This is a genomic window from Chitinimonas sp. BJB300 (assembly GCF_002735695.1).
GTDB lineage: Bacteria > Pseudomonadota > Gammaproteobacteria > Burkholderiales > Chitinimonadaceae > Chitinimonas.
On the sequence record NZ_PDZH01000153.1, the window covers coordinates 1 to 7,437 of the forward strand.

Annotated in this window: 8 protein-coding genes; 4 read left to right on the top strand and 4 right to left on the bottom strand. The window is 51.2% G+C overall.

Annotated features, from left to right (window positions below; all coding sequences use genetic code 11):
• The coding region (locus tag CSQ89_RS18490; RefSeq protein WP_143747090.1) for a helicase C-terminal domain-containing protein at window positions 1–239 on the top strand (239 nt) is incomplete at its 5' end.
• A 151-nt stretch (window positions 240–390) separates the two neighbouring features.
• Complete coding sequence (locus tag CSQ89_RS18495; protein ID WP_099407547.1) at window positions 391–1,209, top strand: KilA-N domain-containing protein; 819 nt, start codon at window positions 391–393, stop codon at window positions 1,207–1,209.
• 281 nt (window positions 1,210–1,490) lie between these two features.
• Here the strand turns inward: CSQ89_RS18495 and CSQ89_RS18500 are convergent, their stop codons facing one another.
• Window positions 1,491–2,132 carry a DUF6904 family protein gene (locus tag CSQ89_RS18500; protein WP_099407548.1) on the bottom strand — a complete coding sequence of 214 codons (642 nt, stop codon included), beginning with the start codon at window positions 2,130–2,132 and terminating at the stop codon, window positions 1,491–1,493.
• A 350-nt stretch (window positions 2,133–2,482) separates the two neighbouring features.
• On the opposite strand from CSQ89_RS18500, the gene CSQ89_RS18505 reads away from it, so the two are divergent.
• A complete protein-coding gene (locus CSQ89_RS18505; RefSeq protein WP_099407549.1) occupies window positions 2,483–2,716 on the top strand; it encodes a type II toxin-antitoxin system RelE/ParE family toxin in 234 nt (77 codons plus the stop codon).
• A gap of 704 nt (window positions 2,717–3,420) precedes the next feature.
• Here the strand turns inward: CSQ89_RS18505 and CSQ89_RS18510 are convergent.
• The 3 genes from CSQ89_RS18510 to CSQ89_RS18520 form a co-directional block, all read right to left on the bottom strand.
• Window positions 3,421–4,086 (bottom strand): thermonuclease family protein, encoded by a 666-nt coding sequence (locus CSQ89_RS18510; RefSeq protein ID WP_099407553.1) that lies wholly within the window; start codon window positions 4,084–4,086, stop codon window positions 3,421–3,423.
• A 4-nt stretch (window positions 4,087–4,090) separates the two neighbouring features.
• A complete protein-coding gene (locus CSQ89_RS18515; RefSeq protein ID WP_233203315.1) occupies window positions 4,091–5,299 on the bottom strand; it encodes an ATP-binding protein in 1,209 nt (402 codons plus the stop codon).
• A gap of 316 nt (window positions 5,300–5,615) precedes the next feature.
• A complete protein-coding gene (locus CSQ89_RS18520) occupies window positions 5,616–6,896 on the bottom strand; it encodes a hypothetical protein (protein WP_186293432.1) in 1,281 nt (426 codons plus the stop codon).
• Between CSQ89_RS18520 and CSQ89_RS18525 the strand changes: the two genes are divergently transcribed.
• Window positions 6,810–7,406, top strand: coding sequence for a competence protein CoiA family protein (locus CSQ89_RS18525; protein WP_099407552.1), 597 nt, complete (start codon window positions 6,810–6,812; stop codon window positions 7,404–7,406). The genes CSQ89_RS18520 and CSQ89_RS18525 overlap by 87 nt on opposite strands.
• The last annotated feature ends 31 nt before the right edge of the window (window positions 7,407–7,437 follow it).

A 7,437-nucleotide genomic window follows, 5' to 3' on the forward strand; every position in this document is an offset into this window, starting at 1 on the left:
ATGTAAGTACCGTACATAGTTCACAGGGCTTGACGAAACACGGCATTCTGGTCGATATCAACACCCGAAGTCTTACCACCAGCCGTGAAAACTTCTATGTGGCCATCTCAAGGGCAACGGACCAAGTGAGTATCTATACGGACAGTATCAAGGATCTGCCGAAAGCGATCGCCTGTATCACCAATAAGGAAGCTGCATTGGACCTGAAGTACAAGGACACCCATTACAAGTTGCAGTGAGATCCAACCTCTGGCAACTCAGGCGGGTGGCCCATACCACCATGTTACGTATTCGTTGATTTCTCTTTTATAGCGATGAATGCTGGGTGATTTTGCCAGCGGCAGATTTGCGCAGGAAAACATCCGCCTCTCCCGACAACACTGGACCCAAATGAAGAACCGTACCATCACCGTGCATGGCGCCGACGTGACCATCACGAGTCGTAACGAGCAGGACTATATTTCACTCACCGACATGGTGAAGCGATTCGGCGATGAAAGCATCCTGTATGGCTGGTTGCGCAACCGCAATACCATCGAATTCCTGGGCATTTGGGAACAACTCTACAACCCAGCATTTAAACCTCTCGAATTCGAGAGGTTTAAGAACCAGGCTGGACTAAACAGCTTTTCCCTGTCACCGAAGAAGTGGATAGAGGCAACAGACGCCATCGGCATTTATGCAAAGGCCGGCCGTGGCGGCGGCACGTTTGCCCACAAGGACATTGCGTTCGAGTTTGGCTCCTGGCTCAGTCCTGAGTTCAAACTGTACCTGATCAGGGAATTCCAGCGGCTCAAGAACGAAGAAGCGCTCACAACATCCCAGGAATGGAACTTTCAGCGTACGCTTGCCAAGGTCAACTATCGCATTCATACCGATGCGATCAAGGAGCGTCTGATTCCTTCTGTATTGAACAAGAAGCAGTCAGTCGTCGTCTACGCCAGCGAAGCAGACCTGCTCAATGTCGCGTTGTTTGGCATGACAGCAGCGCAGTGGCGACAAGCCAACCCAGATCAGCCCGGTAACATACGAGATACCGCTACGCTGGAACAACTTGTCGTGCTTTCAAACTTGGAGAGCATCAACGCCGTATTGATCCACCAGGGTCTGCCTGCACCAGAGCGTCTGTTACAACTGAATGGAACCGCCATCACGCAAATGCGCTCATTAGTGGAAATGAGTACCGTCAAGCGACTGGGTAACCCATAGTCAAATGATGCTTTAACCATCAAGAATTCAAGCGAATTAAAAGAGTAAGTTGGGAACAACTTTTAAGTTTGGTGCGTTCGCATAGTGGAGCGGCAGGTATGGGTCGGTTTTGACATGTGTGAAGGGCACACAATTATGAGTTTTGGGGCTTGTTTGGGAGTAGCCCTGTTGCCCACTCAATGCGTCCTGATGGTGCGGCTTTGCCCTGCCTTTCGCGGAGGACTTCCATTCCACTGAACGAGACGAGCACACGTTGAAACTCACCTGACCATTGGCGCCCGCTACCATTCAAAGTCTGGCCATTCCTGACGGCTTCCCTGAAAAGCATTGGGCGGGATGATGCCGGGCCGCAGGATCGCGCCGACCTCGGCAAGCGACTGGTAAACCGGATCGAACGTCTCCATCAGTTTTGCAAGCAGGTGCTGCCGTTCCTTGGCAGGTAGCTTTATGAAGTAGTAACAACGGCTGTCCAGCAGGGTTTCAATGTGGGTATAGGACGCGGTGCCAGCCCGGAACGACGCATGTAACACGTCGTCGGCCGTGGCCGGTGTCGCGGCGCGTAAGGCGGATTCCACCACATGCTCAAGTTCGTACATGACCGCTTGATCGTGCCGGTTGGTTGGTATGCTCCCCATGGCACGACGCAGCAAAGACATCTGGATCAGCAGCACTGGCCACAGTATTTTGACGCCGTAGATGCGGCATTGGTCCTCGGTGCCCTCAAAACGCCAACGGTTCTCGCGGTGCCCTTCAAAAGCTTTGCGGAGGTCATAGCAGAGGCCAAGGACGAAGCCTTCCTTGTCCTCGATGGTATGGCTCTCATCCACCACATGGCCAACGAAGCCATATAGGCGCTCCAGCGCTGCACGGTCACCCCACAGGGTCAAGCCAGTGTGATGTAGCGTGAGTTCATACTCCAGCATGCTTGCGCTCCGTTTCCAGTCCAGGACGCAAGCTTAACGTACTTTGTGTTGTGCGCAGTGCAAAGCCACGGACTTTCAGCGGGTGCGAACCCCGCCCGGCAACTTTCGCTCCAGCCGGTAGCAATCGGAGCAGCCGTAGATGTGGTGACCAGCATTTCAAACTGGTCAGGCCAGCATTAACTATACTTTTTAGCCAGGATTAATTGCGTCCAGCCAAGTCGGCAGGCCGAGATTAGCTGCAACTAAGCCAGCATTACATCCCGTCAGCAGAAGCTGAGGCAAACTATTACCCGCAACTCGCTAAAACACTTTAACGAAATACCCTCCTCAAAACCTGGAGCGGTTCAGTCGTGCAATACATAGGGGAAGACAGCCCGGCAACAGCCAAGGAATTTGGCGACGAGCTAAAAGCGAAAACCCAGGGGCTGGCTATGTTCCCCTTGCTAGGCAAGCCGGGGCGAATTCATGGCTTGCGTGAATTGGTGACACACGCAAACTACATCATCATCTACCGCATCCTCAAAATGACTGACACGGTCGAAATATTGCGTGTGAAACATGCGAAGCAACACCGCCCAACCTAAGCAAGCATGGGTAGATTCCCGAATTCCGAGGTACTACCTACTTGTAGTGGCCCGATAACATCGGTCTTTCCGAGACCACATTCGCTGAGAATATCCAGTCACTCCGGCCCACATTCAGTGAGAAGGAGCCCACAATATTTGATAACAGCCCGATAACATCCGGCACGGCCCACATTAATCGAAAATGACTTTGAGCTATGTATCCGCATCACCAAGGGGTTTGGATCAAGGTTTTATAATTATGCCGAAGTGTCTGGAATACTCACCATTGAGGAGTCAACCGAACGTTGTTTCGCTGCACTGCTATTTTGCACGGAGACTTGCTGCTTTTGGCAAAAATTGAGCTGTACCATTGCTGTTCGAAAAATCGATCGTTTTAGCGCACTAAACCCTGTACATCTGTTGGGCCTGGGCAGGATTGATACGAAGGACGAATACGGTCCAGGAAAGCCGTCCCATCGAAAATTGCATGAGTGGTAGAGGGACAATAAACGAGCAAAATCGTCAATGCTGGTCCACCGATGCAGCGTCTACGCAATTCTCAGTTAATGTGGGTCGAGCTGGATGTTATCGGGCTGTTATCAAATAATGTGGGCTCCTTCTCACTGAATGTGGGCCGGAGTGACTGGATATTCTCAGCGAATGTGGTCTCAGAAAGACCGATGTAATCGGGTCGAGCCACCGATGTTATCGAGCCGCTACACCTACTGGCATAGGCTTTCGCAGGGCAAACCATCACCGTCTCGATCTAGTCGAGCTAAACTGCACTGCTTGAGATAAAACATTGCTTCATCACACGATGCCATTTCTTTGCAGTAACGTTTAGCGCCACAGCTGCCGCTGGATGCGGATGCAACGATGTTTGCCGATTGCTTGGTTTCGGATGATTTTCCGCCATGTCTGAACTCCCACGGAGGCACAGGATTTGGCTCAGACCATAAGCCGACCCCCTGATTGCGAGCTTTAGCCTCGGCATCACGGTAAACTGTGTCTTTTCCATATTTGGCGTAAAACCATGCCATCCCACGCCTAACCTGTTCCAGGTTCACGTCGTTGTTACCGACAAGAATCTTGCCAACGGTACGCCCATACTTGTCGATGGTTTCAACTTCAACCAAAACGTCTTTCTGATAGATCAAGTCGGACAACGATTGTTTTGAGGCTTGGCCGAAGGCTTGGTTTTTCTCTGGAGCATCAATTTGAGCCAGACGGATTTTCACTTGCTTCTTTTCTGGCGTGAGCAGCGTAGCGGTATCGCCATCAGCAATGCCGACAATTCGACCAGACAGCGAGGCAGCCTCTGCAAGAGGGAGAAGCAGGGTGATAATTACAGCAAGTTTCAGCATTGATCTGTTTTTAAAAATGAACATCTTTTCAAGCTTTCCAATCATCGCCCGGCATGATGCGTTTCATGAAAGCATCGAATAAGGGTACGGTAAATGCGGTTTCACCATGGGCCTGACTCCAAATCATCCCCTTTGTGATCAAGCTCTGGCGAACGGGTGCGAGCGCACTGACTTTGCGGCCAAGCGTTTGCGCTATGTCGCCGGAACGGTGAGGACCAGGCCCAAGCTCCGCCATGGCTCGCAAGTATTCTTTTTCTTTCGGGGTGAGTCGGTCAAAGCGCACTCGGAAAAAACTCTCATCGAGCGCGGCCAGCGTTTCGGCAGTCGCCTGCACCACATCGTCGCCAGTGATCGGACTGACTGTAGCGACATCCCAAGCGTGCTTTCCCCACTCCTGTAGAAAGTAGGGATAGCCCTCCGTTGCCTTAAGAATCGTCTTAACCGCTTCGTGCTGATAGTCCACACCTTCGCTTTGCGCAGGTTTGACGATCGCATCACTCGCCGCTTCGTCGTCGAGCGGACCAATAAACGGAAAATCGAAAAGTCGTTCAGCATAGGACTTGGCATCGCCAGCGATCCCCAGCAATTGCGGCAGGCCTGCGCCTACCAACGTTAACGGCAACTGCAACTGCGCGCACCGGTGCAGCGCAGATATCAAAGCCGCGAATTGCTCTTCGGCGATGTACTGTAGTTCGTCCACAAAGAGGACGACCACGGTCTCAGCGGCTTTTGCGGCAAGGCCGACCTGTTCGAATAGCGTTGCCAGGTCACCCTCCAGGTCACCATTGTCAGCCAAGCCAGCTTCACCTTCGACATCAAGACCGACTTCAATATCCTGGTACTTCATTTTCAACGATGTGGCGAATCCGGTCAGTGCGCGTAGTCCTTGCATAGCCAGATCTTTGGCAGCTTCGAATCGATTTAGCTTATGCAGTACAACGCGAAGCTGGGGTGCCAGCAATGCCGGCAGCGAGCGACCTTCAGGTACTTCTAGTCGGATGGTTAGTGCGCCGGTTTTTTCGGCTTCCTTACGCATTTGGTCCAATAGAACTGTCTTGCCGACGCCGCGTAAGCCAACCATCAGTACGCTTTTTGCTGGCCGCCCGATCTTGACGCGAGCGATCGACGTGGCCACCTGTGCGCGCAAGGCGTCTCGACCTGCCAGTTCGGGGGGAGGCGTACCAGCGCCGGGTGCATAGGGATTGAGAATGGGGTCCATATGGAGACTTATATTCATGTTAGGAATATTATGCGGTTAATATAACTTACCTAATTTCGCTATACAAAACAAGTCGTACTCGTGGTGGCCGCCTAGGCGTTAGGGACTGCGTTTGAACGCTGGCCAAGACTGCATTCAGCTAAGGTACCGTAAGAATTACTGCGTGAATGAATAACGCCCCTGTTTTTCAAAGTGGCGCATGTCTGAAAGGGGGTATGCAGAAGACCCCCTATTGGAACGAGGGACTCTTTGGATGTTTCCCTGCTATTCGCGGTTGTTTGCCGGCCGATGCATCAGACGCTGTCAACATTACTGGCAACCTGGCCCTTACTACTTAAAGTTCTTTTCCCCGCTTTGTCACATGATCAAAGCTGTAGACATGTTCCCTGGGTGATGCCTCACAGGCCCCAATCAATCGACCCCAAAATCGAATCCCCCCTTTTCGCACGCGAACGCGTCCATCACAAACAAGGCACTGGGCTTTATAGCGAACAGCCTGAATATGTTTGATCTTGTGATTCGGAGGCGTTCGCCACTCAAGGACTACATCATTTTCCGACTGAAAAATCCAAAATGGCGCTAGAACTACACGCAGTTCCAGTAGATCAATAACGCTTTTCGCTGCGTAGCATGACCAGGCAATCAGAATGCAAGTAAGAAAAATAGATCGCCAGTCAACCCAGAATTGAGTAACTGAAAGTTGAGCAAGCAGAAAAATCAAGTAAAAGAAAAACACAAAAAAAGGTACACAGATTACGCCCCTGAATATCGAGCGTTTCCAACCGATCATTTCGAAACCGGCGCTCAGTAATGTAATCAGCCATCCTTCATCCAGTAAATCCTCTGTGAAGTAATGGATCTCACCTTCAGCCAGCGCGATTGGTTCAATAGCTGGAAATTCGGATTCTTGCGCCGTGATCTCTAGTCGGATCGCATACGTGCTTAGACGCCCGGCACCTCCAATGCTTTCCTTCTTATCGAGTAGGATAGTCCCCGCGATACCTTTATCGATCAGCTGTTCCAAAACCCCTGTTTTCTTCTGCTTCCAAATAGCCTCCAGTTTTTTCCAGTTGTCCCTGACCTTTCGAGACACTTCATTGATATAGGTCTTGTCCTGTATCCAGACGTAGCCACGGACTTCGTCCATCGCTTCGGCAATGTCCATGGCGGTGAAGCTATCGGTCGTGGAATCTTGATGGTGCAACTTCAGCAAGGCCCGGAATACTTGTACGGGTAATTGGTCGGCCTTATCCCAACTCGCTGCAATCCTATCAAGTAAATCAATCACTTCCAGTGTCATCAACCCTGTATCAACCGGGTTGCGCCCCTGTTTGTTGTCCGGCTGTGTCGCCGAATCTGTCGTTTGTTTTCGCATGGATCTGTGACTTTCAAAGGACGATAAAAAATGATGCCAACGACATCGCTTCAACACTTTGCCGTTACCAAGGAAGGACTTTTGGTTTCGGTGGGTGAAGTAGACCGAGGACTTGCCTGTGAGTGCTATTGCGTTGCCTGCCAATGCCCCTTGATGGCCCGTCAGGGGCAGGTCAGAACATGGCATTTTGCCCACGCGCAGGAAACCGATTGTGAGAATGCGGCGGAATCCGCGCTGCATAAGGCTGCTAAGGAATGCATCAGACGCGCCATGAAGCTTTGGGTGCCTGCAATCAGCGTTACAGAGACTGCACGGCTGGAAGACGGTCGGACTGCGTCTGCCACGATCACGCTTGAGGCCAACGAAAACGTTTTCGATGAGGTGGTGTTAGAAGCGGCAGTGGGCGATATACGACCGGACGTGACTGCACACCAAAAGCCTGGCCAATTATTCATTGAAATTGCGGTGAATCATTTTGTCGATGAAGAAAAGCGCGCCAAATTACTGGCAATCGGCGTACCGACAATTGAAATTGCTTTGGACTTAATCCGTCATGAAGCATGGGATTGGGACAAGTTGGGCGAATTGGTTATTCAATCGCTGGAAAATAAACAGTGGTTGGTGTTCCCTGATTTGGCAGAAATTCGCGCAGAAGCAAAGTGTCAAACAGCGCCCAATAGTTACCAGGTAACAGCGTCCAATTCTTTCCATTTACTCAGTACGTCTTCGACCCTTTCTTGCGGTGTTTGAATCGGTAGGAATCATTACCCGTTTCCAGAAT